This window comes from Streptomyces sp. SID5910 (assembly GCF_009862125.1).
In the GTDB taxonomy this organism is placed as follows: domain Bacteria; phylum Actinomycetota; class Actinomycetes; order Streptomycetales; family Streptomycetaceae; genus Streptomyces.
On the sequence record NZ_WWHX01001036.1, the window covers coordinates 1 to 740 of the forward strand.

Annotated in this window: 1 protein-coding gene; it reads left to right on the forward strand. The window is 73.2% G+C overall.

The window, feature by feature from the left end; all coding sequences use genetic code 11:
* Window positions 1-169 precede the first annotated feature (169 nt).
* Window positions 170-740: TerD family protein (locus tag GTW67_RS36710; protein ID WP_202438181.1), on the forward strand; the 571-nt coding region annotated here is incomplete at its 3' end.

Below are 740 nucleotides of genomic sequence, written 5' to 3' on the forward strand. Positions count from 1 at the left end.
TCCAGCCCGTCCGGCGTTTGAGGACGAGGCCCGTTCAGGGCCGAAGCGGGGGTCTGGGGGCGGCAGCCCCCAGGGACGGGAAGGGAAGGGGCGGCGGGGGCGAAATCCACCCAACCCGATTGGCCCCCGGGTAAGGGAACGGTAAAACGCCCCCGCTCGTTCACCCGGCATGACAGCTATGACCCCCGGCTCGAACATCCCCCTCTCCGCCGCCCGCGTGACGGTGGACGTCACCGCCCCCGTGCGGCTGGACGTATCGGGCCTGCTGCTCACCGCCGACGGCAAGGTGCGCTCAGACGACGACTTCATCTTCTACAACCAGCCCACCGGCCAGGGCGTGACGTACCGCTCCGGCGGCGGCTCCGCCCCGGACGCGATCACGGTCGACACCGCCGCCGTCCCGCCGGGCATCGAGAAGATCGTCGTCACCGCCAGCCCGGACGCCGCCGGCCAGACCTTCCAGGGCATCGAACCGACCGCGACCATCCGCAACGCGGACGACAACGCCGTCCTCGCCACCTTCACGCCCCCGCAGCTCGGCACCGAGACGGCACTCGTGATCGTGGAGGTCTACCTGCGCAACGGCGCGTGGAAGGCCCGCGCGGTCGGCCAGGGCTACGCCGACGGCCTGGCCGGCATCGCCACCGACTTCGGCGTCACGGTGGAGGAGCCCGCGGCCCCCGCCCAGCCCACCGCACCCCAGCCGATGTCGCCCCCGCCGGCCCCGCCCGTCGCCGCAC